24 protein-coding genes, 1 tRNA gene and 1 pseudogene are annotated in these 23,845 nt (G+C 72.1%); 22 read left to right on the top strand and 4 right to left on the bottom strand.

Annotation, left to right across the window (positions count from 1 at the left end; genetic code table 11):
• Window positions 1-30 precede the first annotated feature (30 nt).
• The 3 genes from rph (at window position 31) to rdgB (ending at window position 1,953) form a co-directional block, all read left to right on the top strand.
• Window positions 31-756, top strand: a complete 726-nt coding sequence (rph, locus tag ACZ51D_RS24305) for a ribonuclease PH (protein ID WP_360496911.1) — start codon at window positions 31-33, stop codon at window positions 754-756.
• A 170-nt stretch (window positions 757-926) separates the two neighbouring features.
• A complete protein-coding gene (locus ACZ51D_RS24300; RefSeq protein WP_360496914.1) occupies window positions 927-1,316 on the top strand; it encodes a hypothetical protein in 390 nt (129 codons plus the stop codon).
• A 31-nt stretch (window positions 1,317-1,347) separates the two neighbouring features.
• Window positions 1,348-1,953, top strand: coding sequence for an RdgB/HAM1 family non-canonical purine NTP pyrophosphatase (gene rdgB / locus ACZ51D_RS24295; RefSeq protein WP_465663517.1), 606 nt, complete (start codon window positions 1,348-1,350; stop codon window positions 1,951-1,953).
• Between the two features lie 79 nt (window positions 1,954-2,032).
• On the opposite strand, the gene ACZ51D_RS24290 is transcribed toward rdgB, so the two are convergent.
• Window positions 2,033-2,116 (bottom strand) — tRNA-Leu (locus ACZ51D_RS24290).
• Between the two features lie 392 nt (window positions 2,117-2,508).
• Between ACZ51D_RS24290 and ACZ51D_RS24285 the strand changes: the two genes are divergently transcribed.
• Window positions 2,509-4,833: a chitinase C-terminal domain-containing protein gene (locus ACZ51D_RS24285; RefSeq protein ID WP_465663546.1), complete on the top strand. Its 2,325-nt coding sequence runs from the start codon at window positions 2,509-2,511 to the stop codon at window positions 4,831-4,833.
• 94 nt (window positions 4,834-4,927) lie between these two features.
• On the opposite strand, the gene bcp is transcribed toward ACZ51D_RS24285, so the two are convergent.
• Entirely contained in the window at window positions 4,928-5,401 is a 474-nt protein-coding gene (bcp, locus tag ACZ51D_RS24280) for a thioredoxin-dependent thiol peroxidase (RefSeq protein WP_360496920.1), read from the bottom strand.
• Window positions 5,402-5,574: 173 nt separating this feature from the next.
• Here bcp and ACZ51D_RS24275 point away from each other — a divergent pair, with 173 nt between their 5' ends.
• The 3 genes from ACZ51D_RS24275 to ACZ51D_RS24265 all read left to right on the top strand — a co-directional run bounded on the left by ACZ51D_RS24275 (window position 5,575) and on the right by ACZ51D_RS24265 (window position 6,789).
• Window positions 5,575-5,916, top strand: coding sequence for a DUF3618 domain-containing protein (locus ACZ51D_RS24275; protein ID WP_465620413.1), 342 nt, complete (start codon window positions 5,575-5,577; stop codon window positions 5,914-5,916).
• Window positions 5,917-6,149: 233 nt separating this feature from the next.
• Window positions 6,150-6,452 (top strand): GroES family chaperonin, encoded by a 303-nt coding sequence (locus ACZ51D_RS24270; protein WP_049655715.1) that lies wholly within the window; start codon window positions 6,150-6,152, stop codon window positions 6,450-6,452.
• Between the two features lie 16 nt (window positions 6,453-6,468).
• Complete coding sequence (locus tag ACZ51D_RS24265; protein WP_465620415.1) at window positions 6,469-6,789, top strand: hypothetical protein; 321 nt, start codon at window positions 6,469-6,471, stop codon at window positions 6,787-6,789.
• 58 nt (window positions 6,790-6,847) lie between these two features.
• On the opposite strand, the gene ACZ51D_RS24260 is transcribed toward ACZ51D_RS24265, so the two are convergent.
• Window positions 6,848-7,567 carry an SDR family oxidoreductase gene (locus ACZ51D_RS24260; protein WP_465663516.1) on the bottom strand — a complete coding sequence of 240 codons (720 nt, stop codon included), beginning with the start codon at window positions 7,565-7,567 and terminating at the stop codon, window positions 6,848-6,850.
• A gap of 176 nt (window positions 7,568-7,743) precedes the next feature.
• Between ACZ51D_RS24260 and ACZ51D_RS24255 the strand changes: the two genes are divergently transcribed.
• Window positions 7,744-8,655 carry a LysR family transcriptional regulator gene (locus ACZ51D_RS24255; RefSeq protein WP_465620417.1) on the top strand — a complete coding sequence of 304 codons (912 nt, stop codon included), beginning with the start codon at window positions 7,744-7,746 and terminating at the stop codon, window positions 8,653-8,655.
• Window positions 8,652-9,833 carry a winged helix DNA-binding domain-containing protein gene (locus ACZ51D_RS24250; RefSeq protein ID WP_465663515.1) on the top strand — a complete coding sequence of 394 codons (1,182 nt, stop codon included), beginning with the start codon at window positions 8,652-8,654 and terminating at the stop codon, window positions 9,831-9,833. Before ACZ51D_RS24255 ends, ACZ51D_RS24250 begins: the two co-directional genes overlap by 4 nt.
• A gap of 27 nt (window positions 9,834-9,860) precedes the next feature.
• Here ACZ51D_RS24250 and ACZ51D_RS24245 read toward each other — a convergent pair whose 3' ends face one another.
• On the bottom strand, window positions 9,861-12,209 hold the full coding sequence (locus ACZ51D_RS24245; protein WP_465620420.1) for a transglycosylase domain-containing protein: 2,349 nt from the start codon (window positions 12,207-12,209) through the stop codon (window positions 9,861-9,863).
• 291 nt (window positions 12,210-12,500) lie between these two features.
• Between ACZ51D_RS24245 and ACZ51D_RS24240 the strand changes: the two genes are divergently transcribed.
• The 13 genes and pseudogenes from ACZ51D_RS24240 (at window position 12,501) to ACZ51D_RS24180 (ending at window position 23,838) form a co-directional block, all read left to right on the top strand.
• Entirely contained in the window at window positions 12,501-13,382 is an 882-nt protein-coding gene (locus tag ACZ51D_RS24240; protein ID WP_465663514.1) for an ABC transporter permease, read from the top strand.
• A complete protein-coding gene (locus tag ACZ51D_RS24235) occupies window positions 13,375-14,295 on the top strand; it encodes an ABC transporter permease (protein ID WP_465620423.1) in 921 nt (306 codons plus the stop codon). Before ACZ51D_RS24240 ends, ACZ51D_RS24235 begins: the two co-directional genes overlap by 8 nt.
• 70 nt (window positions 14,296-14,365) lie before the next feature.
• On the top strand, window positions 14,366-15,325 hold the full coding sequence (locus ACZ51D_RS24230; RefSeq protein WP_465663513.1) for an ABC transporter ATP-binding protein: 960 nt from the start codon (window positions 14,366-14,368) through the stop codon (window positions 15,323-15,325).
• Between the two features lie 235 nt (window positions 15,326-15,560).
• Window positions 15,561-15,938: pseudogene (locus tag ACZ51D_RS24225) on the top strand (glycosyltransferase family 2 protein); the annotation flags it as partial.
• Window positions 15,915-16,787, top strand: a complete 873-nt coding sequence (locus ACZ51D_RS24220; protein ID WP_465663545.1) for a hypothetical protein — start codon at window positions 15,915-15,917, stop codon at window positions 16,785-16,787. The pseudogene ACZ51D_RS24225 and the gene ACZ51D_RS24220, both read left to right, overlap by 24 nt.
• Window positions 16,788-16,818: 31 nt before the next feature.
• Window positions 16,819-17,214, top strand: coding sequence for a hypothetical protein (locus tag ACZ51D_RS24215; protein WP_465663512.1), 396 nt, complete (start codon window positions 16,819-16,821; stop codon window positions 17,212-17,214).
• The gene (locus tag ACZ51D_RS24210; protein ID WP_465663511.1) at window positions 17,211-18,506 is read left to right on the top strand and encodes a DUF445 domain-containing protein; all 1,296 of its coding nucleotides are present in this window, start codon (window positions 17,211-17,213) and stop codon (window positions 18,504-18,506) included. The genes ACZ51D_RS24215 and ACZ51D_RS24210 overlap by 4 nt, the downstream gene beginning before the upstream one ends.
• Window positions 18,507-18,622: 116 nt before the next feature.
• Window positions 18,623-19,687 carry an adenosine deaminase gene (locus ACZ51D_RS24205; protein WP_465663544.1) on the top strand — a complete coding sequence of 355 codons (1,065 nt, stop codon included), beginning with the start codon at window positions 18,623-18,625 and terminating at the stop codon, window positions 19,685-19,687.
• A gap of 184 nt (window positions 19,688-19,871) precedes the next feature.
• Window positions 19,872-20,447 carry a toxin-antitoxin system HicB family antitoxin gene (locus ACZ51D_RS24200; protein ID WP_465663510.1) on the top strand — a complete coding sequence of 192 codons (576 nt, stop codon included), beginning with the start codon at window positions 19,872-19,874 and terminating at the stop codon, window positions 20,445-20,447.
• Window positions 20,448-20,566: 119 nt separating this feature from the next.
• A complete protein-coding gene (locus ACZ51D_RS24195; protein ID WP_465620452.1) occupies window positions 20,567-21,406 on the top strand; it encodes a DUF4097 family beta strand repeat-containing protein in 840 nt (279 codons plus the stop codon).
• The gene (locus ACZ51D_RS24190) at window positions 21,406-22,332 is read left to right on the top strand and encodes an ATP-binding cassette domain-containing protein (RefSeq protein ID WP_465620454.1); all 927 of its coding nucleotides are present in this window, start codon (window positions 21,406-21,408) and stop codon (window positions 22,330-22,332) included. The genes ACZ51D_RS24195 and ACZ51D_RS24190 overlap by 1 nt, the downstream gene beginning before the upstream one ends.
• The gene (locus tag ACZ51D_RS24185) at window positions 22,329-23,135 is read left to right on the top strand and encodes an ABC transporter permease (RefSeq protein ID WP_465620456.1); all 807 of its coding nucleotides are present in this window, start codon (window positions 22,329-22,331) and stop codon (window positions 23,133-23,135) included. The genes ACZ51D_RS24190 and ACZ51D_RS24185 overlap by 4 nt, the downstream gene beginning before the upstream one ends.
• 115 nt (window positions 23,136-23,250) lie before the next feature.
• Window positions 23,251-23,838, top strand: coding sequence for a hypothetical protein (locus ACZ51D_RS24180; protein ID WP_465620458.1), 588 nt, complete (start codon window positions 23,251-23,253; stop codon window positions 23,836-23,838).
• Window positions 23,839-23,845 lie beyond the last annotated feature (7 nt).

The following is a 23,845-nucleotide window of genomic DNA, read 5'->3' as shown; positions in this document are numbered from 1 at the left end:
CGCCACCCGAAGCCACTACGCTCAGTGCCTATGTCACGCATCGACGGCCGCACCCCCGAACAGCTCCGCCCCATCACCATCGAACGGGGCTGGAGCAAGCACGCCGAAGGCTCCGTCCTCATCTCCTACGGCGACACCAAGGTGCTGTGCACCGCCAGCGTCACCGAGGGCGTCCCCCGCTGGCGCAAGGGCAGCGGCGAAGGCTGGGTCACCGCCGAGTACTCCATGCTCCCGCGCGCCACCAACACCCGCGGCGACCGCGAAGCCGTCAAGGGCCGCATCGGCGGCCGCACCCACGAGATCAGCCGGCTCATCGGCCGCTCGCTGCGCGCCGTCGTCGACCACCGCGCCCTCGCCGAGAACACCATCGTCCTCGACTGCGACGTCCTCCAGGCCGACGGCGGCACCCGCACCGCCGCCATCACCGGCGCCTACGTCGCCCTCGTCGACGCCGTCGCCTGGGCCCGCGACAAGAAGCTCCTGCGCGCCAAGGGCCAGCCCATCACCGGCGGCGTCAGCGCCGTCAGCGTCGGCATCATCGACGGCGTCCCCATGCTCGACCTCCAGTACGAGGAGGACGTGCGCGCCGAAACCGACATGAACATCGTCTGCACCTCCGACGGCCGCTTCGTCGAGGTCCAGGGCACCGCCGAAGGCGCGCCGTTCGACCGCGCCCTGCTCGACCAGCTGCTCGACCTCGGCAGCCTCGGCTGCGCGGAACTCGACCAGATCCAGCGCAAGGCCCTCGAAGGCTGAACCGGCGCGGGCCCCACAACCGTGATCCAGGTCGGACGCCCCGCCGCCCGGCCTGCTGTACAGGCCGGGCCCGGAGACCGTACGGTTCCCGCAGCACCCCCGCTGCGGGAACCGCGCACCCCCCGGCGCGCGTCCCACACCACGGAACCCGCGCCCCACAGGAGGACCGGATGCCGTCCAGCATCGCCCGCCCCGCCGCCCTCGCCGTGGCCGGACTGATCGCGATCCTCCCGCTCAGCATGGTGAGCTGCTCCGCCGCACAGAAGGCCATCGACTGCGGCAACACTGCCGTGAAGATCACCGGCGACATCGCCGACGTCACCAAGGCCTACGACAACGCCAGCAACGACTCGGCCGCCGCCGGGAAGGCGCTGCAGAAGCTCAAGACCGACCTCGACCAGGTCGGGAAGAACTCCAAGAACACCGACGTCGCCAAGGCCGTCACCGACCTGCAGAAGCAGGTCGACAACGTGCAGCGGGCCGCCGACAAGAACCAGGTCCCCGACCTCAAGCCGCTCGGCGACGCGGCCGGCAACCTCACCTCGGTCTGCACCGGCTGACGGCCCCTCGACGCCGGATAGGGTGGGCGATATGTCCACCCGCCTGATCCTCGCCACCCGCAACCAGCACAAGGTCGCCGAGCTCCGCGCCATCCTCACCGGCGCCGGCCTCGACGTCGAACTCGTCGGCGCCGACGCCTACCCCGAGATCCCGGACGTCCCCGAAACCGGCGTCACCTTCGCCGAGAACGCCCTGCTCAAGGCCCACGCCCTGGCCCGCGCCACCGGCCTGCCCGCCGTCGCCGACGACTCCGGCCTCTGCGTGGACGTCCTCAACGGCGCACCCGGCATCTTCTCCGCCCGCTGGTCCGGCAAGCACGGCGACGACCGCGCCAACCTCGACCTGCTGCTCGCCCAACTCTCCGACATCGCCGAGCCGCACCGGGGCGCCCACTTCTTCTGCGCCGCCGCCCTCGCCCTCCCCGACGGCACCGAACGCGTCGTCGAAGGCCGCCTCCTCGGCACCCTCCGCACCACCCCGGCCGGCGACGGCGGCTTCGGCTACGACCCGATCCTCCAGCCCCTCGGCGAAACCCGCACCTGCGCCGAGCTCACGGCGGACGAGAAGAACGCCATCAGTCACCGCGGCCAGGCCTTCCGCGCCCTCGCGCCGGTGGTCAAGGACCTCATCGACTGACGCGCCGTCCGCGGAACGCCGAAGGCCCTCCCCGAGATGCTTCTCGGGGAGGGCCTTCGAACCTTAGGTGTAAGGCTAGTGCGGCCTGAGGGATTCGAACCCTCACGGGGTTTCCCCCACCGGATCCTAAGTCCGGCGCGTCTGCCTGCTCCGCCAAGGCCGCATGGCCTCCAGTCTAGGGCTTCACTTCCGGTGGGAACAGCGAGATTCAGCGCGGCGCCGTGCGCCTGTTCCTGTTCCGTTCGCGGCGCGCATCCGTGACGGAGCGGCAGTTCGGGCACTTCGGACACCGGGGTCGGTGGATGTTTGGCTGCTGATTACCAATTGGTACAGACCTATTGACCTATGTGGTTCAGACCACATAGCTTCTGCGCCAATTGGAATCCCCCACGTGCGTGCTCTCCCACAGGCACGCGCCGACACTCTCTCCCGGAGGACCGAGTGTTGATCCGAAGCACTGCCGAACGGCGTCCCACCGCCGTTCGGCGACGTAGGAGTCCGGCGGGCCGGGCTGGTGCGGCCTCGTTGGCGGCGGCGTCGCTGGCCGGGCTGCTGATGGCGACGCTGGGTGCGGCGCCCTCGCAGGCGGCGGCGGCCGTCGACAACGCGGCCTGTCGGCCGGACGGGCTGTACCAGACCCCGGGGGTGAACGTCCCGTACTGTTCCGTCTACGACACCGGCGGGCGCGAGAAGATGGGCGCGGACCACCAGCGCCGCATCATCGGCTACTTCACCGGCTGGCGCACCGGCAAGAACGGCGATCAGCCCTACCTGGTGAGCGACATTCCCTGGGACAAGGTCACCCATCTCAACTACGCCTTCGGGCACGTCGGCGGCGACAACAAGCTGTCCGTCGGCGCGGACGGCCCGACCAGCGAGGCGACCGGGATCTCCTTCCCGGGAGTGCCCGGGGCCGAGCTGGATCCGACGTTGCCGTACAAGGGCCATTTCAATCTGCTGACGAAGTTCAAGAAGCAGTACCCGAACGTCAAGACGCTGATCTCGGTGGGCGGTTGGACCGAGACGGGCGGCTACTTCGGGGACGACGGCAAGCGGGTGAACTCCGGCGGCTTCTACTCGATGACCGTCAACCCGGACGGCAGCGTGAACCAGGCGGGCATCGACACCTTCGCGGCCTCGTCGGTCGACTTCATCCGCACGTACGGTTTCAACGGTGTCGACATCGACTACGAGTACCCGACCTCGATGAAGGACGCCGGGAACCCGCTGGACTGGCAGCTCGCCAACTCCAAGCGGGGTTCGCTGGCCAAGGGTTACGCGGCGCTGATGAAGACGTTGCGGGAGAGCCTGGACAAGGCCGGTGCCGCCGACGGCAGGCACTACCTGCTGTCGGTCGCGGCCCCGTCGTCCGGCTATCTGCTGCGCGGCATGGAGACCTTCCAGGTGGCGCAGTACCTGGACTACGTCAACATCATGTCGTACGACCTGCACGGCGCCTGGAACAAGTACGTCGGTCCGAACGCCTCGTTGTTCGACGACGGCAAGGACGGCGAGTTGGCGGCCGCCAACGTGTACGGCACCGGGCAGTACGGCGGCATCGGCTATCTGAACGCCGACTGGTCGTACCACTACTTCCGCGGCGCGATGCCCGGTGGCCGGATCAACGTCGGCCTGCCGTACTACACCCGCGGGTTCAAGAACGTGCAGGGCGGCACCAACGGCCTCTGGGGTACGGCGTCCGCGACGACCTGTCCGGTCGGGGCCGGTCTGACCTCCTGCGGGGACGGCGCGGTCGGCATCGACAACATCTGGAACGACAAGGACGACGCGGGCAAGGAGTCCCCGGCCGGGTCGAACCCGATGTGGCACGCGAAGAACCTCGAGAAGGGCATCCTGCCCGACTACCTCGCCAAGTACGGGGTGACGGACACCGCGCTGCAGGGCACCTACGCCCGCAACTACAGCTCCGCCCTGGTGGCGCCGTGGCTGTGGAACGACACCAAGAAGGTGTTCCTCTCCACCGAGGACGAGCAGTCGGTGGGCGCCAAGGCGGACTACATCGTCAACCAGGGCGCCGGCGGCGCGATGATCTGGGAGCTCGCGGGCGACTACAAGTGGGACGCCGCCGCGAACGGCGGCAAGGGCGAGTACGTGCCCGGTTCGACGTTGACCTCGCTGATGTACGACAAGTTCAAGTCGGCGGCCCCGTACGGCGCGACCCGTTCGACGGTCGCGCTGCCGCAGCAGACCCTGCCGGTCGACGTGTCGTTCACCAACTTCGCGCTGGGCGACTCGAACTACCCGATCAACCCGAAGCTGCACATCGTCAACAACTCGACGCTGACCCTGCCGGGCGGCACCGAGTTCCAGTTCGACTACGGCAACTCGGCGCCGGGCAATGCCAAGGACCAGTCCGGGTTCGGGCTGCAGGTCATCCGGCAGGACAATCCGGGCCCGGGCAACGTGGGCGGTCTGAAGGGCACCTACAACCGGGTGTCGGTCAAGCTGCCGGGCTGGCAGTCGCTGGCGCCGGGCGCCTCGGTCGACATGGACTTCGTCTACTACCTGCCGGTGTCCACGCCGTCGAACTGGACGGTGAACGTGGGCGGCACGCTGTACGGGATCAAGGGCGACCTGACCCGGGGCGCGACCGACGGCGGTACGACCCCGCCGACCACGCCTCCCAGCACGCCGCCGACGACCCCGCCGACCACGCCTCCGACCACTCCGCCCACGACGCCGCCGACCACGCCGGCCGGTTGCGCGGGTGCGCCGGGCTGGGACGCGGGCACCACCTACGCGACGCCCACCAAGGTGTCCTGGAAGGGCCACTACTACCAGAACAAGTGGTGGACCAAGGGCGACGACCCCGCGGCCAGTGGCGCGTGGGGAGTCTGGAGCGACCTCGGGGCCTGCTGAGCTGACAGCGGCCCGTCGAGGTGAGGGACGGCGGTGGCGGCGCACCCGGTCGGGGGGTGTGCCGCCACCGCTTCGCCGTGTCGGGGCGGGCTGGTCAGGCCTCGATCTTGAGGTCGCGCAGCAGCTTGGCGACGTGGCCGGTGGCCTTGACGTTGTAGAGCGCGCGCTCGACCTTGCCCTGCTCGTCGACGATGATCGTGGAGCGGATCACGCCCAGGTAGGTGCGCCCGTAGTTCTGCTTCTCGCCGTAGGCGCCGTACGCCTCCAGGACCTTGTTGTCCGGGTCGGAGAGCAGGGTGACCTTGAGGTTCTCGGTCTCGCGGAACTTGCCGAGCTTCTCCGGCTGGTCCGGCGAGATGCCGATGACGTCGTAGCCGGCGCCCGCGAAGACCTCCAGGTTGTCGGTGAAGTCGCAGGCCTGCTTGGTGCATCCCGGGGTGAGCGCCTTGGGATAGAAGTAGACGACGACCTTGCGGCCCGCGTGGTCGGCGAGGGACACCTGGTTGCCGTCGGCGTCGGACAGGCTGAAGGCGGGCGCGGTGTCGCCGGGCTGGAGACGCTCAGTCATGGGTGGACTCTCCTGGTGCGTGCTGCTGTGACGGGCGGTCGTACCACGGCAAACCTACCTCCGATGGTGGGTGGGGCCGCGCGGCCGTGCGCGGCAGCTGACACACTGGGTCAGTCGCACAGATCGCAACGGATCGCACAGATCAACATCGGCAAGTGAATGGGGTGGCCCGAGTGGGCGAGGCGAGCACGCAGGACAAGTCGGCGCGGACGACCGCCCAGATCGAGGCGGACATCGAGAGCACGCGCGGCCGGCTGGCGGAGACCCTGGACGAGCTGGCCGTACGCGTTCACCCGAGCACGATCTCCGCCCAGGTCAAGGCCAGGGCGGCGGCCGCCGTCGAGGAGAAGGCCGGCCGGGCGTACGTCGCCGCCAGCGGCATGGTGGACAAGGTCAAGGCGCAGTTCGTGGACGAGAAGGGGCAGCCGCGGCGGGAGCGGATCGTTCCGGCCGCGCTGGTCGGCGTGGGCCTGGTGCTGCTGGTCGCCTCGTCGCGCAAGCGCCGCAAGGGCTGACGCGGGAACACGCGTACGCGGGAAGCGCGGGAAGCGCGGGTACGCGAGCACGCGGGTACGCGGTTGAGGGCCGGGTGCGGTGCGCGCCCGGCCTTCCGTATGCCGGGCCAGCGTCACGCTCCGCGCCCGGGAGCGGTACCTTCGGGACCGTGAGTACGAACGACGAGACCCGCTCCGACCACCCGCACGATGCCGTCCGGCACGACCGGCTGGGCGAGAAGCTGCCGATCCGGATGCTGCACGACCGCGTGCTGGTGCGCATCGAGGGCGGCGAGGGCGAGCGCCGCTCGACCGGCGGCATCCTGATCCCGGCGACCGCGGAGCTGAGCAAGAGGTGCACGTGGGCGGAGGCTGTCGCCGTCGGCCAGAGCGTGCGCTCGGTGGAGCCGGGCGACCGGGTGCTGTACGACCCGGAGGACAAGCTGGAGGTCGAGGTCCGGGGCGCCACCTACGTGCTGCTGCGCGAGCGTGACCTGCACGCGGTGGCCGCGACCCGCTTCGGTGACACGGAGGGTTCGACGGGGCTGTACCTGTGAGCGTCGGGCTGTACCTGTGAGCGCGGAGCGCCTGCGGTACTTCTTCGAGGCCGGGGTGGTCGGCACCGCCCTGTGGCCGGACGACGTGGACAGCCCGTACGGCTACCCGGCCGAGCTCGACCGCCTGCCGATCAGTACCGCGCTCGCGGCCGAGCTGGACGGGCTGTCCTCCCGGTTCCAGTCCTCGCTGGACTGGGACGACCCGGGCGGTCCGTCGCCGTGGTCGCGGGACGAGGAGGTCCGCTTCGACGCCGCCGCCCGGGCCGCCCTGGAGGCGCTGCGCCGGGAGCTCGGCCCGGGGTGGACGGTCGTGGACGGGCTCCGGCCGGTCCGGTGAGCGGTCGCCGGCCGGGGGGTTTCGGGTCGGCCGGGGGGTGAGGGTCACCCGGGGGCGTTCAGGCCAGCAGGGTGCCGCCGTCCACGGTGACGACGGTGCCGGTGGCGAAGTGCTGCCGCATCAGGTAGACGTACGCCTCGGCGGCGTCCTCGGGGTCGCCGATCCGGCCGAGGGGGAGGCCGGCGGCCGTCGCGGCGTAGAGCTGTTCGCGGTCGGTGTCGGGCAGGCCGGACCAGAGCGGGGTGCGGATCATGCCGGCCCGGACGGCGTTGACCCGGATCGGCGCGAGTTCGACGGCCAGGGCCCGGACCAGGGACTCGATCGCGCCGCAGATGCCGGCGGCGACGCTCCAGCCCGGTCCGGGCCGCAGGCCGGCGGTGCCGGAGGTGAGGGTGATCGAGCCGCCGGGGCGCAGCCGGGGGGCGGCGGCGCGGACGGCGTCGAGGGCGCCGAAGTAGCGCAGGGTGAAGAAGCGGCGGGCGGCGTCGAGGTCGAGGTCGTCGAGGGGCATGAGGGCGAGTGGTTCGCCGGCGGTGAAGACCAGGTGGTCGATGGGGCCGAGGCGGTCGAAGAGGGCGGCGACCTGGGTGCTGTCGGTGAGGTCGGCGATCTCGGCGGTGGTTCCGGCGGGGAGGGTGGCGAGGGCGCGTTCGGCGCTGTCGGTCCGGCTGGAGGCGACGATGACCCGGGCGCCCTGGCGGGCGGCGAGGTCGGCGGTGGCGAGGCCGATGCCGGAGGTGCCGCCGAGGACGACGATGCGCTGGTCGGTGAGGGTCATGGTGGTGCCTTTCGGGCTTCGGGGGTGCTTCGGGGTGCCGGCGCGGTTCCGGAGGAGCGCGGTTGGGGGAAGGTGCTTCGATCCTGTGTCGCGCGGGTCGGTGTCGTCCAAGACTTGTTCCGTCCGCTGTCATACCCTCGGGGTATCAGCGGAGGTCGGAAGCGGGAGGGCGGGCGATGGACGTCGATCTGCGGAAGCTGCGGTACTTCGTCGCGGTGGCGCGGCAGCTGCATTTCGGGCGGGCGGCGGCCGAGTTGCACATCGCGCAGCCGGTGCTCTCCCGGCAGATCCGGGCGTTGGAGGCGGAGTTGGGTGCCCAGCTGTTCCGACGGGATCGGCGGTCGACCGAACTGACGTGTGCGGGGCGGCAGTTGCTGGAGGATGCGCCGCAGTTGCTGGCGGCGGCGGAGGCGTTGCGGCGCCGGGTGGGGCGGTCGGCGGACGACCGGGCGCGGTTCGTGGTGGGGTTCATGCCGGGGATCACGGTGACGGCCGTCGCGCGGGCGATGTGCGGGCGGCATGCGGGGTTGGCGGTGGAGGTGGTCCGGACGTCCTGGCGGGACCAGGCGCAGGTGGTGCTGGACGGCCGGGTGGACGTGTCCTTCGTGCGCTTGCCGGTGGACCAGCGGGGTCTGGCGTTGCGCCCGTTGTTCGCGGAGCCGCGGGTGGCGGTGCTGCCGGCGGGGCACCGGTTGGCGGGTGAACGGTCGGTGGTGATGGCCGAGTTGGGCGGCGAGCGGCTGCTGCAGGATCCGGATGCGGTGCCGGAGTGGCGGGATCTGCCGGTGCCGGGCGGGCGGCGGCCGGAGCGGGCCCGGCCGAGTGCGGACACCGTCGAGGAGAAGCTGGAGTACGTGGCGGCGCACGAGGGCATGGTGGTGCTGCCGTTGTCGGTGGCGGCGTTCTACACGCGCTCGGACGTGGTGCACGTGCCGGTCTCCGACATCGCGCCCAACCGGGTCTGCCTGGCTTGGGCGGCGGGGCGGACGTCGCCGTTGCTCGTGGAGTTCGCGGAGCTCGCGGCGGAACTGGCGGCGGGTGGCGCGGAGCCCGAACTGTCGGCGGTCGGGGCTAGGGTCCGGGTATGACGAGGCGTGTGCCGGTGATCGGTGATGGTGAGCGTCGGGCCCGACTGGGGCGGCGGCAGTTGCTGGCGCCCTCGGTGCGGGCGGCGCGGGTGGAGGACGTGGCCGACGCGGTGGTCGGGCTGCACGCGACGGACGCGGCCACGGTGTACCTGTCGGCGTGCGCGCGGCTGGCCGAGCCCTCGGCGGCGGCGGTGGAGCGGGCGCTGTACGAGGACGTCTCGCTGGTGAAGCTGCTGTCGATGCGGCGGACGATCTTCGCGGTGACGGAGGGCTTCGCCCCGTACGTGAGTTCGGCGGCGGCGCGGGCGATCGCGGCCAAGGAGCGGGCGACGCTGCTCAAGCACCTGCGGGACCACGCCGAGGGCTGGGACGAGGGGCGGCTGGCCGCGACCGAGCGGGAGGTGCTGGCCGCGCTGGCGGTGCGCGGCGAGGCGACGACCAAGGAACTCGGCGATGACGTCCCGCAGTTGCGCGAGACGATGCTGATGTCGGCGGGCAAGGCGTACGAGGCGAAGCAGAGCGTGGGCAGTCGGCTGCTGCGGCTGCTGGCCTCGGACGGGCACGTGCGGCGCTGTCGTCCGCGCGGTTCGTGGCTGAGCAGCAGCTACCCGTGGGCGCTGGTGCCGCAGTGGCCGGAGGTGCCGGTGCGGGAGGCGAAGGCGGAGGTGGTGCGCCGCTGGCTGGCCGCGTACGGTCCGGCGACGGTCGAGGACGTGAAGTGGTGGACGGGGTGGACGTTGAGGGACGTCCGCAGGGCGCTGGCGGACGTCGGCGCGCAGGACGCGGAGGTGTCGGGCGGCGTGGCCGGGCTGGTGCTGCCGGGCGATGACGCGCCGGTGGCGGAGCCGGAGCCGTGGGCGGCGCTGCTGCCCGCGCTGGATCCGGCGGTGATGGGCTGGCGCGGGCGGGACTGGTACCTGCGGCCGGAGGACGTGCCGGCGCTGTTCGATCGGGCGGGCAACGCCGGGCCGACGGTGTGGTGGTGCGGTGAGGTGGTGGGCGGCTGGGCGCAGCGTGCCGACGGCGAGGTGGTGTGGCGGCTGTTCCGGGACGTCGGGGCGGAGGCCGGGCGGGCGGTCGCGGCGGAGGCGGAGCGGTTGGCGGGGTGGCTGGGGGAGGTGCGGGTGACGCCGCGGTTCCGGACGTCGGTGGAGAAGGAGTTGGCGGCGGGGCGGTAGTGCCCGGTCCGGTGGTCCGGTCGGCGCCTACGGTGTCGGGGTGGCCGCCGGCCGGGTGGCGGGGCCGCCGGTGGCGGTGGGCGGGTCGGTGGGCCGGGGCGGCTGGGTCTGGGTGGGCCGGGCGGTGGGGCTGGGCTGTTCCTGGCTGGCGGTGGGCTTGGGCTTGGGGGGCTGCGGGCTGGGGGTGGTCGGGTCGGGGGCGGGGCCGGTGGCGGCTGGGGGGCCGCTGGGGGCGTGGGTGGGGGCTGTGACGAGCCCGGGGATGGTGGCGCTGGGCGCTGCGGTGGGGCCGGAGCCGTGGGTGAAGGTGGGGCCGGTGTTGGGGGAGGTGCTGCCGGTGGCGGTGGGCCAGGTGTCGGTGCCGGGGTTGTCGTGGCCGGTCTGCAGGTCGAACTGCTGGGTGGGGGTGCCGTCGAGGGCGGCGGTCATGTAGGCGGTCCAGATCTTGGTGGGGATGGCGCCGCCGTTGATGCGGGTGAGTCCGGCGGTGCCGGCCAGGGGTTCCTTGGCGTGGGTCTTCGGGTTTTCCCGGAACAGGCCGATGGTGGTGGTGAGTTCGGGGGTGTAGCCGGCGAACCAGGCGGAGAGGTTGGCGTCGGTGGTGCCGGTCTTGCCGGCGGCGGGGCGGCCGAGGTCGAGGGCGGCGGCGCCGGTGCCGCGGGGGCTGACGACGTCGCGCAGGACGTCGGTGACGGCGTCGGCGATGGCGCGGCCGATGGCGTCGGTGGGGTTGTGCTCGGGGGTCTTGGGGACGTCGATGGCGCCGCCGGGGTTGCTGCGTTCGAGTTTGAGGACGGACCACGGGGTGTGGGCCTGGCCGTGGTTGGCGAGGGTGGCGTAGGCGCCGGCGAGGTCGAGGGCGCTGGGGGTGGCGGTGCCGAGGGTCATCGAGGTGTTGGCCGGGTCCATGCCGCGGACGCTGTCGGGGATGCCGAGTTTGACCGCGGTCTCCCGGACGCGGGCGAGCCCGGCGTCCACGCCTTCCTGCGCGTACACGGAGTTGACGGACTTCACCATGGCGTAGCGCAGGCTGATGCTGCCGTAGTCGACGTTGTCCTCGTTGGGCGGCGCGTACGGGGTGGGGCCGCCGGTGACGGGGCGTTCGCTGGTGCCGTCGTAGTGGGACTCGGTGGTGATCGGGCGGCCGTCGAGGGTGTGCTGGGCGAGCAGGCCGGCGGTGAGGTCGATCGGTTTGAAGGTGGAGCCGATCTGGTTGTCCTGGCGCAGTGCGTCGTTGTAGGGCTGCTTGGCGTAGTCGGGTCCGCCGTAGACGGCGACGACGCGGCCGGTGGCGGGTTCGACGGAGGCGCCGGAGACCCGGACGTCGGTGTCGGTGGTGGGGCGGGCCCTGGGGTCGAGTTCGTCGGTGAGTTCGGTCTGGACGGCCTTGACGAGGGCGTCCTGCTTGGGCTTGTCGAAGGTGGTGGTGATGCGCCAGCCGCCGGCCTTGAGGGTGGCGGCGTCGATGGTGCCGGAGGAGATCAGGTAGTCGTCGGCGACGCCGACGAGGTAGCCGGCCTGGCCGGAGAGGCCGGTGGCGGGCTGGGGGTCGATCGGGTCGGGGAAGGTGGCGGCGGCGCGGTCGGCGGTGGTGAGGAAGCCGAGCTGGACCATGCCGTCGAGGGTGTAGTTCCAGCGCGCGATGGCCTTCTCGCGGTTGGCGGGGGTGGCGGTCTTGACGTCGTAGAGGCTGGGGGCCTGCAGCAGGGAGGCGAGGTAGGCGCTCTGGGTGAGGGTGAGTTCGGAGACGTCGACGCCGTAGTAGGCATGGGCGGCGCTCTGGATGCCGTAGGCGCCGCGGCCGTAGTAGCTGCTGTTGAGGTAGCCGGCGAGGATGTCCTTCTTGTCGCGCTGCTGGTCGACCTTGAGGGCGATGAGGAGTTCGCGGCCCTTGCGTTCGATGGTCTGGCTCTGGGTCAGGTAGTAGTTCTTGACGTACTGCTGGGTGATGGTGGAGCCGCCCTGCATGCCTTTGCCGGTCAGGGTGTTCCAGCCGGCCCGGACCATGCCTTTCAGGTCGATGCCGCGGTTCTGGTAGAAGGTGCGGTCCTCGGCGGAGACGGCGGCCTGCTGGGTCTGCAGCGGGATCTGGTCGATGGTGACGTCGGTGCGGTTGACGGCGCCGGTGTGGGCGATCTCGGTGGTGCCGTCGGCGTAGAGATAGATGTTGTTCTGGGCGACGGCGTGGGCGTTGGGGTCGGGCACCGGGACGATGACGTAGAGCACGGCGAAGCTGCCGACGGCGAGCAGGAACAGCGTGGTGAGCGTGCCGAGGGTGACTCGCCAGGTGGGCAGGGCTCGGCGCCAGAGCGGGAGGGCGCGGCGGGCCTCGCGGCGGGCGGCCCGTCTGGCCTGGCGTCGGGTGCTCAAGGTCATGCCGCGATTATGTGCTATTTGACGTCCGATCAGCGGCGGGTGGGGGGCTTGACGTGCGCTGTTGTGTGCTTCGAACGCCGTCCGGGCGCACGGTGCCGTGAGGTGTCGAAAATCGGGTGCGGGCGGTGGGGGCCGGAGGTACGGTGAAAGATGCGAACTTCATAGCGCACCCACTTCGGCAGCTCCGCCCGCCTGGCCCGGCACCCCCGGGTACGGCCGATCGGAGCCGCTGGGGCGTGTGTGGACGCGTGCGGGCAGCTCTCTGCCCGCATTTGTCGACAAGGAGACAATATGCTGAACGCTGCTCCCGCTGAGGCACGACCCCCCGCTGAGGCACGACCCCCCGATCCCACGGCGGCTCTCGCCGCCTCCCTCGGGCTGTACGCGGCCGTCGCCCGCGGCGCCTTCCGCCGCCACTCCACCTACCGGGCCGCCACCTTCGCCGGCATCGTCACGAACACCGTCTTCGGCTGCATCCTCGCCTACACCTTCGTCGCGCTCTGGCAGGCCCGCCCCGGCCTCGGCGGCTACGGCCCGGACCAGGCCGTCACCTTCATCTGGGTCTGCCAGGCCCTGATGCCCACCACCGCGATCTTCGGGGGCGGGTTCGAGAACGACGTCCAGACGCGCTTCCGCAGCGGCGACATCGCCGTGGACCTCTACCGGCCCGTCGACTTCCAGGGCTGGTGGCTGGCCGGAGACCTCGGCCGGGCCGGCTACCAGCTGCTGGTCCGCGGCGGCGTGCCGCTGCTGGCCGGTGCGCTGCTCTTCCACTTCCGGCTGCCCGAACGGCCCCTGACCTGGTTGGTCTTCCTGCTCGCCGTGCTGCTCGCCGAGATCGTCAGCTTCGGGCTGCGGTTCCTGGTCGCGCTCACCGGCTTCTGGCTGCACGACTCCGACGGGGTGCGCTCGGTGGCCCTGGTGGTGGCGATGTTCCTCTCCGGGATGCTGCTGCCGCTCACGCTCTTTCCCGGGTGGCTCGGCGAACTCGCCCGGGTGCTCCCCTGGTCGGCGCTGGCCCAGGTGCCCGCCGATCTGTTCCTGGAGCATGCGACTGGCGCGGCCGCGCTCGGTCCGCTCGGCTTCCAGCTCGGCTGGGCCGCGGTGCTGCTGGCCGCCGGGCGCGGCGTGCAGGCGCTCGCGACCCGGAAGGTGGTGGTCCAGGGTGGCTGACCCCGGCCCCGCGCCCGCCCCCTCGGGCCGCCGGCGCACCGGCGCCGACCGTTCCGGCCCCGGGCGCACCCGTACCAGCGCCGAGCGCATCCGCTCCGGTGCGGCCCGAGCCCGCTGGGCCGTGCGCTCCTGGTGGCTGTGCGCCGCCATGTGGACCCGTTCGACCATGGCCTACCGGGCCTCGTTCGCGATGATGCTCACGGCCAACCTGGTGATCGCCTTCCTCGACTTCGCCGTGATCATCCTGATGTTCCGGCACACCGACACGCTCGGCGGCTGGAACCTGCCCGAACTCGGCTTCCTCTACGGCACCTCCGGGTTCGCGCTCGGCATGGCCAACCTGCTGGTCGGCAGCATCGACGCGCTCGGTGACCGCATCCGCACCGGGACCCTGGACGTGATGCTGATCCGGCCCGCCCCGGCCCTGGGCCAGCTCTGCGCCGAACGCTTCTCGCTGCGCCGGATCGGCCGCCCGGTCCAGTCTGCGGCGGTGCTGGCCTGGTCGCTCGCCGCGCTGGACGTGACCTGGACCTGGGACAGGGTCCTGCTGGTGCCCGTCCTGCTGCTCTGCGGCACGGCCATCTTCTGCGCGCTCTGGGTGGGCTTCGCCTGCCTGCAGTTCTGGTGGGGCGAGGCCGAGGAGCTCCAGAACTCCGTCACCTACGGCGGCGGCCTGATGCTCCAGTACCCGCCGACGGTCTTCGCCAAGGACCTCGTGCTCGGCGTCGTCTTCGGCGTCCCACTGGCCTTCGTCAACTGGCTGCCCGCCCTGCGCATCCTCGACCGGCCCGACCCGCTCGGCCTGCCCACCGCCTTCCAGTACGCCTCCCCGGTCGCCGCCGCCCTCTGCGTTGCCGCCGCCGGCCTCGCCTGGCGCGCCGGGCTGCGCGCCTACCGCGGCACCGGCAGCTGAACCCCCCGTCTGCACCCCGTCCGTCTGTACCCCCTCCGTCTGGATCCCCCGTCGCCCTTAAGGAGCTTCCATGGCACTGATCGAACTCGAGGACGTCCACCGCAGTTTCACCGTACGGGCCCGCGCCGGCCGGTTCAGCCGCACCAAGCGCGAGGTGCGCGCGGTCGACGGACTCAGCTTCACCGTCGACGCCGGCGAGTGCGTCGGCTACATCGGGCCCAACGGCGCCGGCAAGTCCACCACCATCAAGATGCTCACCGGCATCCTCGTCCCCAGCTCCGGACGGCTGCGCGTCGCCGGGGCCGACCCGGCCCGCCAACGCGTCGCCCTGGCCCGCCGGATCGGCGTCGTCTTCGGGCAGCGCACCACCCTCTGGTGGGACCTCCCGCTGCGCGACTCCTTCGAACTCGCCTGCCGCATCTACCGCATCCCCGACCGGCGGTACCGCGAGAACCTCGACCGCTGTGTCGAACTGCTCGACCTGGGCGGCCTGCTGGACACCCCGGTCCGCCAGCTCTCGCTCGGTCAGCGGATGCGCGGCGACCTCGCCGCCGCGCTGCTGCACGACCCGCAGGTGCTCTACCTGGACGAGCCGACCATCGGCCTGGACGTCGTCAGCAAGGGCAGGGTGCGCGAGTTCCTGCGCGAGGTCAACCGCGACCGGGGCACCACCGTGCTGCTCACCACCCACGACCTGACCGACATCGAGCAGCTCTGCGGCCGCGTCATGGTGATCGACCATGGCCGGGTGGTGTACGACGGCGGGCTGGAGGGCCTGCACGCCACCGGGCGCAGCGAGCGGACACTGGTGGTGGACCTCGCCGAGGCCCGGTCCCCGATCGAGGTGGCCGGGGCCCGGGTGGTCAAGATCGAGGGGCCGCGCCAGTGGCTGACCTTCCCGGCGCAGCAGAGCGCCGCGCCGATCGTGGCGGCGGTCGCGGAGCGGTACCCGCTGGTGGACCTGTCGGTGCGCGAGCCGGCCATCGAGGACGTGATCGCCCGGATGTACGCGGAGGTCGCGATCGGCTGAGCGGGGCCGTTCCCCGGGCGGCTTCCGGCCGCTCGTCGGGCAGCTCGTCGGGCGGGTGGCCCGTTCTCCCGCCTCCCCGGCTGTCTCCCGCCTCCCGGCCGCCGTGTGTCCGTACGGCGGCCGGGTGCCTGTTCTGGTCCCCGTCGCCGTGCGGGTGACGGTCGTGACCCCGGGCTTTCACGCCGAGTTGACCCTGCGTCGCACGCCGCGACCAGGACCGGAGGCCCACCGCCCGATGACCGTACCCGACGTGACCGTGGTGGTCGCGGTCTACAACACCATGCCGTACCTCACCGCCTGCCTGGACTCGCTGGTCGGGCAGTCCCTGGCGCCGGGGCGGCTGGAGGTGGTGGCCGTGGACGACGGCTCCACGGACGGCGGCGGGGAACTGCTGGAGGAGTACGCGGCCCGCCATCCCGGGTTGTTCCGGGTGGTGCACTAGCCCAACTCGGGCGGCCCGGCGGGCCCGACCAACCGCGGTCTGGCGCTCGCCCGCGGCCGCTACGTGCTGTTCCTCGGCGCCGACGACTGGCTCGGCGAGGAGGCGCTGGAGCGGCTGGTCGCGGCCGCCGACGCCTGGGGCTCGGACGTGGTGGTGCCCAAGCAGGTCGGGGTGAACGGGCGGTTGGTGCCGCAGGGGCTCTTCCACGCCGACGCGGAGTCGGTGGGCTTCGCCGACTCCGCGCTGGCCTGGGCGCTGGCCGACACCAAGCTGTTCCGGCTGGACCTCCTGCGGCGCCACGGGCTGCGCCGCGACGAGGAGTTGAAGGTCTTCTCGGACCAGCCGTTCACCCTGGAGGCCTGCCTGCGGGCGGGCCGGGTGTCCGTCCTCGCCGACTACGACTGCTACTTCCTGGTGCTGCGCGAGGACCTGGGCAACGTCACCGAGCGGGCCGGCGTGCTGGACCGGCTGCGTGGGATCGCCGCACTCCAGCAAGTGGCGGCCGAACTCGCCGAATCCGGCGAGGAGTTGGACGCCCTGCGGGCCCGCAGCTTCGGCTGGGACGTGCCGCGCCTGCTGCAGGGAGGATTCCTGCTGCTGGACGACGGGCTGCAGGAGCGGGTGTGCGCCGAAGTCGCCCGGCTGGTGGAGCGGTTCGGCGCCCGCGAGGTGTACCACCGGCTGCCGGCCGCCGCCCGGATGCGGCTCGAACTCGCCGCCGCCGGACGGCCGGAGGCGCTGCGCGACCAGATCCGGTACGAGGCCGCGCACGGCGATCCACCGGTGGTCGTGGACGGCCGGCGGCACTACGCGGGCTTCCCGGCGTTCCGGGACGCCCGGCTCGGGCTGCCGGACGAACTGTTCCTGCTGCGCGAGGAGCCGCTCGTGCAGGCGGTTCCGCCGCTGAACGCCGCCCAGCAGCTGTGGCGCGGCGTCGTCCCGGCGCAGGTGCGGCGCGGGCTGCGACGCCACCCGGCGTGGCGCCGGCTGGCCAACTCGGTGAACGGAGGACAGGGATGAGCCTGGACGTCTGCGTGGTCGGGCCGGGCATGTGGGCCTGCCACCGGCGGTGCAGTTCGCGCTGAAGGGCCGCCGGGTGACCGGCGCGGACATCCCGCCCGGCATGGTGGACAGCGTCAACCGGGGCGTGCCGCCGTTCCCCCGGGAGGAGGGCCCGGACGAGGCGCTCAGGCAGGTCGTCGACGAGGGCCTGCTCCGGGCCACCACCGCTGACACCACCGCCACCGCCGCCGGGGCCGGGCCTCGACCGGGTTGCTGGACGGGCGGTGGTGCACGGACCGGGCGCGGTGGGCGGTCGAGAGGGTACGGCGGATCGTGCCGGGCGGGGCGTGAGGGGGCTTGCAGGAGAGCGGGCCGCAGACCCGGGGCGCGTGATCGCGAGGCACGCCCCCGTCCGCGCCGGGCAACGGGCAGACTGGCGGGGTGAGTGACGATGCCTTCAGCGGGACCGGCCCCGGGGTCCGGTTCACCGCGGCCGACGAGCAGAAGAGACGCGGCGTCCGCCGGATGAAGACCATCGCGACCGGCCTGCTGGCCTTCGCGACCCTGGTCTTCGCCCTCTCCACCTGGGCCAAGGCGGCCGGCGCCGGGCCCTGGGCCGGGTACGTGGCGGCCGCCGCCGAGGCGGGCATGGTCGGCGCGATGGCCGACTGGTTCGCGGTGACCGCGCTGTTCCGTCGCCCCTTCGGCCTGCCGATCCCGCACACCGCGATCATCCCGACCAAGAAGGACGCCTTCGGCCGCTCGCTCGGCGACTTCGTCGGCGACAACTTCCTCTCCGGCCAGGTCGTGCGCGGGCGCCTCGCGGCGCTCGGCATCGGCCGCCGACTGGGGGAGTGGCTGGCCGCGCCGGGCAGCGCGGAGCGGGTCACCAAGGAGGCCTCGGCGGCGCTGCGCGGCCTGCTCGCGGTGCTCCGTGACGACGACGTGCGGGCGGTCGTCGCCGAGGCGGTGACCCGGCGGGCCGCCGCCACCTCGGTGGCCGAGCCGATGGGCCGGATGCTCGGCAAGGTGGTCGCCGACGGGGGCCACCACGGCGTGGTGGACCTGGTCGCCGTCCGGGCGCACGACTGGCTGACCGCCAACCACGAGGACGTGGTGCAGAAGGTCACCCAGAAGACCCCGGGGTGGACGCCCAGGTTCATCGACCACCAGGTCGGCGAGCGGGTCTACAAGGAGCTGCTGCGCTTCGTCACCGACATCCGGGACGACCCGGACCACCCGGCCCGCGGTGCGGTCGACAACTTCCTCGCCGACTTCGCGACCGAGCTGCAGACCGACCCGGAGACCATCGCCCGGGTCGAGCGGGCCAAGGGCGAGCTGCTGACCCGCCCCGAGGTGCAGGAGCTGATCAACTCCACCTGGGCGGCCGTGCGCACCCTGGTGATGGGCGCGGCCGAGGACGAGGACAGCGAACTGCGCCGGCGCATCCGCGACGGCGTGCGCCGCTTCGGCGAGCGCCTGGCCACCGACCGCAAGCTGCAGGCCAAGGTGGACGGCTGGCTGCAGGACGCCGCGCAGTACCTGGTCGACACCTACCGGGCCGAGATCACCTCGCTGATCTCCGAGACGGTGGCGGGCTGGGACGCCGACGAGGCCTCCCGCAAGATCGAGGCCAACGTCGGCCGTGACCTGCAGTTCATCCGGATCAACGGCACCGTGGTCGGCGCCCTGGCCGGGCTGCTGATCCACACCGCGGCGGTCGCGCTCGGCGGGTGATCGCCCGACCGGGCCCGCCGGCTTGGGCCTATCCTGGGCCGGTGTCCGCGATACGCGCGTAGAAGGCACGGAGAAGGAAGAAGGGAACCACCGTGGTCCAGCCGGACGGAAGTCGGATCGGAAACCCCACCGGGAGCACCGGTAGCACCGGAGGCCCGAGCGGCATCGAGGCGTTCATCGCCGGGATGCCCAAGGCGGAACTGCACGTCCACCACGTCGGCTCGGCCTCGCCGCGCGTCGTCGCCGAACTGGCCGCCCGCCACGCGGGGCAGTCCAAGGTGCCGACCGACCCGGCGGCGCTCGCCGAGTACTTCACCTTCACCGACTTCGCGCACTTCATCGACGTCTACCTGAGCGTCGTGGACCTGGTCCGCGACGCCGAGGACGTCCGGGCGCTCACCTACGGCGTGGCCGAGGACATGGCGCGCCAGAACATCCGGTACGCCGAGCTGACCATCACCCCGTACTCCTCGGTCCGGCGCGGCATCCCCGACGTCGCCTTCATGGAGGCGATCGAGGACGCCCGGCTGCACGCCGAGAAGGAACTCGGCGTCGTGCTGCGCTGGTGCTTCGACATCCCGGGCGAGGCCGGTCTGGAGTCGGCCGAGGTGACCGCCCGACTGGCCACCGAGCTGGCCCCCGAGGGCCTGGTCAGCTTCGGCCTGGGCGGCCCGGAGATCGGCGTGCCGCGCCCGCAGTTCAAGCCGTACTTCGACCGGGCACGGGCGGCCGGCCTGCGCAGCGTCCCGCACGCGGGCGAGACCACCGGGCCGGAGACGGTCTGGGACGCCATCCGGGTGCTGGGCGCCGAGCGCATCGGGCACGGCACCCAGGCGGTCAAGGACCCGGCGCTGGTCGACTACCTGGGCGAGCACCGGATCCCGTTGGAGGTCTGCCCGACCTCCAACATCGCCACCCGGGCCGTGGAGCGGATCGAGGACCACCCGATCAAGCAGATGGTGGACGCGGGCCTGCTGGTGACGGTCAACAGCGACGACCCGCCGATGTTCGGCACCGACCTCAACACCGAGTACGCGGTGGCGGCGCGGCTGCTGGGGCTGGACGAGTCCGGGGTGGCGGCGCTGGCCCGCAACGCGGTCGAGGCCTCCTTCCTGGACCAGGCGGGCAAGAAGCGGCTGGTCGGCGAGATCGACACCTACCTCGCGGGCTGGCAGCGCTGACGCCTTCCCCCGGATGACGCCTACCGCTGGCTGACGTCCCCCTCGTGGACCGCCCCGTCGACCCCTGGATCCGCCAGGTCGGCGGGGCGGTTTCCGTTGCGGCGCCGGACCCCTCCGCCCGATGGCGCCAAAGTGGCACCACTAATGCCTCGACATGGCACCATCACTGTGCCATGCTGAAGCCATGGACCTCACGCCGTACGTCGAAAACCTCCGGAACGAGCTCGCGGTGGCCGCCGCCGCCGGCGGGGACGAAGCCCGGGCGCTGGCCGACCGGCTGACGCTCCCGCTCGAGTCGGCCGTGCGGCTGACCCTGCTCAACGCGCTCTCGGCCGCCATGGGCGAGGTCACCCGCGACCTCGCTCCGGGCTCGGTGGACGTGCGCCTGCGCGGGCTCGACCCGGAGTTCGTGGTGACTGCTCCGCCGGGCTCCGACAGCTTCCACGGCGATGTGCCGGTCATGGCGCCACCTGTGGTGCCACCCGTGGTGCCGCCGATAGTGCCACCGATGGTGCCGCCGATGGTGCCGGAGTCGGAGGAGAGCGGCACGGCGCGGATCAACCTGCGCCTGCCCGCCAACCTCAAGGCCCGGGCGGAGGAGGCCGCCGGACAGGAGGGCCTCTCGCTCAACGCCTGGCTGGTCCGGGCCGTGGCCGGCGCACTGGACGGCGGCCGGCAGGCCGCCGGCGTGGCCGCCGACTCCGGTGCCCGCGCCCCGCGCACCCTCGGCGGCCAGGGCTTCACCGGCTGGGTCCACTGACGCTTCCACACCACCCGCACCCCCACAGCCTTCGCACCTCTCACAGCCTTCGCACCTTCGACGTCACCCCCGCTCCGACCAGCGGGAACACCCACACGAGCCAAGAGGACGGGACAGCCATGCCTACGTACGAGACCGACGGACCGATCTCCGCTGCCTTCGAGTTCGAGATCGGCGCGGTGTGGATCACCGCCGGCAAGCGCACCGACGCCGTCGTCGAAGTCCGGCCCGCCAACGCGGCCAGGGAGGCGGACGTCAAGGCCGCCGAGCTGACCCAGGTCGACTTCACCGGGGGTCGGCTCACCCTCAAGGGCCCCAAGCAGCGCACCGTCTTCTCCAGCAAGAAGGGCTCGATCGAGGTCCTGGTCGAGCTGCCGGCCGGCTCCCAGGTGCACGCCGACTCCCCGATGGCGGACTTCGTCGCCGAGGGCCCGCTCGGCGACTGCCGGCTGAAGACCTCCCTGGGCCGGATCCAGGTCGACCGGGCCGACAGCGTGCGACTCAAGACCGACATGGGGGACATCCGGCTCGGCGTGGTCGCCGGGGACGCCGAGGTGTCCGGCTCCGGCCGGATCGAGATCGGCACCGTCGGCGGCGTGCTGACGGTCAAGAACAGCAACGGCGACACCGAGATCGACGAGGTGGCCGGCGAGCTCACCGCCAACGCCTCCAACGGCCGGATCCACGTCGGCCGTGCCGGAGCGGGCGTGGACGCCAAGTCGGCCAACGGCCACCTCCGGGTCGGCCGGGTGGTCCGGGGCAAGGTCAGCCTGCAGACCGGCGTCGGGGACGTGGAGGTCGGCATCGCGGAGGGCACGGCGGCCTGGCTCGACGTGCACAGCAAGCTCGGCGGCGTCCGCAACTCCCTCGGCGAGGCGCAGGGCCCGGGCGACGCTCGGGAGACGGTCGAGGTCGTCGGCCGCACCCAGGTCGGCAACGTCGTCATCCGGCGGGCCTGATGGCCGCGATCTCGGCGATCGGACTCACCAAGTCCTACGAGGACAAGGCGGTGCTCAAGGGCATTGACCTGGAGATCCAGGCGGGCACCGTGTTCGCCCTGCTCGGGCCGAACGGGGCCGGCAAGACGACCACCGTGCAGATCCTCTCCACCCTCATCCCGGCCGACGCCGGGGTGGCCCGGGTGGCCGGGCACGACGTGGTCGACGAGGCCGACGGGGTGCGGAAGGCGATCGGGGTGACCGGCCAGTTCTCGGCGGTGGACAACCTGCTCACCGCCGAGGAGAACCTGATGCTGATGGCCGACCTCAACCACCTCCGCCGTCGGGAGGGGCGGAGGCGGGCCGAGGACCTGCTGCGGCGCTTCGAACTCACCGAGGCCGCCCGCAAGCCCGTCGCCACCTTCTCCGGTGGCATGCGGCGCAAGCTCGACCTGGCGATGACGCTGGTCGGCGACCCGAAGGTGATCTTCCTCGACGAGCCGACCACCGGACTCGATCCGCGCAGCCGGCGCACGATGTGGGAGATCATCCGGGGGCTGGTCGCCGACCACGGGGTGACGATCTTCCTCACCACCCAGTACCTGGATGAGGCGGACCAACTCGCCGACCGGATAGCCGTCCTGGACGGCGGCCGGATCGTCGCCGAGGGCACGGCCGAGGAGCTGAAGCGATTCGTCCCCGGCGGGCGGATCCGGCTCCGGTTCGCCGACGCCGGCCGACTGGGCGTCGCCGCCGAGCTGTTCGACTACGCCGCCGCCGACCGGGAGTCCCTGTCGCTGGACATCCCGGGGGATAACTCCGTCCTCACGGTGAAGGCCGTGCTGGACACCCTCGACAGCGCGGGCGTCCAGGCGGAGTCGCTGGTCGTCGAGACGGCCGACCTGGACGATGTGTTCCTCACGCTGACCGGGGAGGGCGTGCGATGAGCACGACGACGAGCACGAAGACGAGCGTGACGACGAGTACGAGGACGGGCTACGTGGTCAGCGACTCGCTGACCATGCTGCGGCGGAACCTGAAGCGCGCGCAGCGCTATCCGGCGATGACCTTCTCGGTCGTGCTGATGCCGGTGATGATGCTGCTGCTCTTCAACTACGCCTACGGGACCGCGCTGGGCGCCGGCATCGGGGGCGGCAGCTACATCGACTACGTGACGCCGGGGATCCTGCTGATGACGGCGACGGCGGGCTCGGTCGCCACGGCGGTCGGCGTCTGCGTCGACATGACGGAGGGGATCGTCAACCGGTTCCGCACGATGGCGATATCGCGGTCCGCCTTCCTCGCCGGGCACGTGGTCGGAAGCGTGATCCAGACTGTGATCGCGCTGGTGCTGGTGACCGGCGCGGCCTTCGCCATGGGGTTCCGGACGAACGCCGGGCCGCTGGAGTGGCTGGCCGCCGCCGGGCTGCTGATGTTCGTCACCCTCGCCCTGACCTGGATATCGGCAGGCATCGGGCTGGTGTCCAAGACGCCGGAGAGCGCCAGCAACACGCCGCTGCCGCTGACCTTCCTGCCCTTCATCGGCAGCGCGATCGTCCCGCCCGACTCCATGCCGACGGTCCTGCGCTGGTTCGCGGAGTACCAGCCCTTCACGCCCGTCATCGAGACGCTGCGCGGTCTGCTGATGGGCACCGAGATCGGCACCAGCGCCTGGAGCGCCCTCGCCTGGTGCACCGGCCTGACGCTGCTCGGCTACTTCTGGTCGCGGAGCGTCTTCCACCGGCGGTGACGGGGGTACGGCCGGTGGATGCGGCCCGGGCGACGGAGCCACCGTCGTCCGGGCCGCAGGGCCCATGAGCGCGCCCGTAGTAAAGTCCGGGCAAAGGTTCACCCAGGGGGAGTACATGGCAGCGGCCGCGCGGCACAGACGAATCGAATGGTGGTTCAGGGGTGCGGCGCTGGTGGCCGCCCTGGTGTATCTGATCGGCCATCAGGCGGCGGGCTCGGGCGGTCTGGTGGAGGTCGAACGCTGGCTGAACCACCCGGTGCTGCTGCTCGGGGCCGCAGCGGTGATGCTCATGGTCTCGATGCTGGTGCAGTTCGAGTTCCGTGAGCGGTGGGCGCAGCTCGGCTGCGCCGCCATCGCGTCGCCGCTGATCGTGGTCGCGGTGGCGATCGGGGCCGTCACGTACTTCCTCGGCAGCGAGGGTCGGCTGATGGAGCGCAAGCCCGACCCGGGCAACCCCGAGCACGTCCTGACCGTCACCGACCTCGCCTGGTCCATCGACCCGATCTGCCGCGTGGAGCTGCTGACCGGCAGCGGCTGGACGGCCCGCCACTGGTACCTGGGCACCTGGGACGAGGGCGACGGATTCCTGAGGGCGGAGTGGTCCGGGGTGAACCGGATCACGGTGATCACGGAGCGCGAGGTCCGGGAGTACACCGTGGAACGGGACGGCAAGCCGGGCGAGCCGGAGGTCACGCCCCGGTAGGCGCCGG

The sequence above is a fragment of the Kitasatospora sp. NPDC033851 genome, assembly GCF_055576085.1.
Note: the sequence above shows the minus strand (reverse complement) of the source record. Positions and strands in the feature narration are given on the sequence as shown.

Bases quoted from the DNA above. Each gene is read 5' to 3' on its own strand.
- ACZ51D_RS24185 (WP_465620456.1), top strand. From the start codon at position 22,329: ATGAGCACGACGACGAGCACGAAGACGAGCGTGACGACGAGTACGAGG.
- ACZ51D_RS24270 (WP_049655715.1), top strand. From the start codon at position 6,150: ATGCTGCACGACCGCGTGCTGGTGCGCATCGAGGGCGGCGAGGGCGAG.
- ACZ51D_RS24230 (WP_465663513.1), top strand. From the start codon at position 14,366: ATGGCACTGATCGAACTCGAGGACGTCCACCGCAGTTTCACCGTACGG.
- ACZ51D_RS24300 (WP_360496914.1), top strand. From the start codon at position 927: ATGCCGTCCAGCATCGCCCGCCCCGCCGCCCTCGCCGTGGCCGGACTG.
- ACZ51D_RS24260 (WP_465663516.1), bottom strand. From the start codon at position 7,567: ATGACCCTCACCGACCAGCGCATCGTCGTCCTCGGCGGCACCTCCGGC.
- bcp (WP_360496920.1), bottom strand. From the start codon at position 5,401: ATGACTGAGCGTCTCCAGCCCGGCGACACCGCGCCCGCCTTCAGCCTG.
- rdgB (WP_465663517.1), top strand. From the start codon at position 1,348: ATGTCCACCCGCCTGATCCTCGCCACCCGCAACCAGCACAAGGTCGCC.
- ACZ51D_RS24200 (WP_465663510.1), top strand. From the start codon at position 19,872: ATGGACCTCACGCCGTACGTCGAAAACCTCCGGAACGAGCTCGCGGTG.
- ACZ51D_RS24180 (WP_465620458.1), top strand. From the start codon at position 23,251: ATGGCAGCGGCCGCGCGGCACAGACGAATCGAATGGTGGTTCAGGGGT.
- ACZ51D_RS24190 (WP_465620454.1), top strand. From the start codon at position 21,406: ATGGCCGCGATCTCGGCGATCGGACTCACCAAGTCCTACGAGGACAAG.
- ACZ51D_RS24245 (WP_465620420.1), bottom strand. From the start codon at position 12,209: ATGACCTTGAGCACCCGACGCCAGGCCAGACGGGCCGCCCGCCGCGAG.
- ACZ51D_RS24195 (WP_465620452.1), top strand. From the start codon at position 20,567: ATGCCTACGTACGAGACCGACGGACCGATCTCCGCTGCCTTCGAGTTC.
- ACZ51D_RS24250 (WP_465663515.1), top strand. From the start codon at position 8,652: ATGACGAGGCGTGTGCCGGTGATCGGTGATGGTGAGCGTCGGGCCCGA.
- ACZ51D_RS24240 (WP_465663514.1), top strand. From the start codon at position 12,501: ATGCTGAACGCTGCTCCCGCTGAGGCACGACCCCCCGCTGAGGCACGA.
- ACZ51D_RS24285 (WP_465663546.1), top strand. From the start codon at position 2,509: ATGGCGACGCTGGGTGCGGCGCCCTCGCAGGCGGCGGCGGCCGTCGAC.
- rph (WP_360496911.1), top strand. From the start codon at position 31: ATGTCACGCATCGACGGCCGCACCCCCGAACAGCTCCGCCCCATCACC.
- ACZ51D_RS24255 (WP_465620417.1), top strand. From the start codon at position 7,744: ATGGACGTCGATCTGCGGAAGCTGCGGTACTTCGTCGCGGTGGCGCGG.